The organism is Streptomyces ureilyticus (assembly GCF_011045025.1).
In the GTDB taxonomy this organism is placed as follows: Bacteria; Actinomycetota; Actinomycetes; order Streptomycetales; family Streptomycetaceae; genus Streptomyces; species Streptomyces ureilyticus.
In genome coordinates this window covers 1-684 of sequence record NZ_JAAKZX010000511.1, presented here as the reverse complement: position 1 = coordinate 684, position 684 = coordinate 1, and the positions used below count along the sequence as shown (strand labels likewise).

General features: G+C 68.0%; 1 protein-coding gene. It reads right to left on the bottom strand.

Features of this window, described 5'->3' with window-relative positions:
* Nucleotides 1-92: 92 nt before the first annotated feature.
* Nucleotides 93-671, bottom strand: a complete 579-nt coding sequence (locus G6048_RS48425; RefSeq protein WP_165345931.1) for a SigE family RNA polymerase sigma factor — start codon at nucleotides 669-671, stop codon at nucleotides 93-95.
* Nucleotides 672-684: the final 13 nt, after the last annotated feature.

Here is a 684-nt window from a genome sequence, read left to right as displayed (position 1 = left end):
TTGTGACCCTGTCCGCCGCCTCCCCCCAGAGTGACGAACAGCCCCCGTGCTTCCCCCGTACTTTCTTTCCCCCGTTGCCTTCGGCGGGCCTGTCAGGCGACAAGCTCTCCGAAGGACTCCTCCTCGTCACGGCCGAAGCTGAGGACCTCGTCCTCGCGCAGCCGGCGGAGCGACCGCCAGATGCTGGACTTCACCGTGCCGACACTGATGTCGAGGATCTCCGCGATCTCCGGGTCCGTGCGGCCCTCGTAGTAGCGCAGGACCAGCATGGTGCGCTGGAGTTCGGGCAGCCGGGCGAGCGCCTGCCACAGGACGGCGCGCAGCTCGGTGCCGCGCATCGCGTCCGTGTCGCCGGCCGTCTCCGGCAGCTCCTCGGTCGGGTACTCGTTCAGCTTGCGGCGGCGCCACGCGCTGATGTGCAGATTGGTCATGGTGCGGCGGAGGTAGCCCCCGACCGCGGCCTTGTCGCTGATCCGGTCCCACGCCTTGTACGTCGAGAAGAGGGCGCTCTGGAGCAGGTCCTCGGCCTCGAAGCGGTCACCGGTCAGGTGGTAGGCGGTTGCGTACAGGGAGGCGCGGCGCTCCTGGACGTAGGCGGTAAACGCCGCTTCGGCATCTACAGTCTCCGACACCGAACGACGCTCCCCCGACCCGGGAGTCGGACGAAGTATTTTCTGAGGAGGA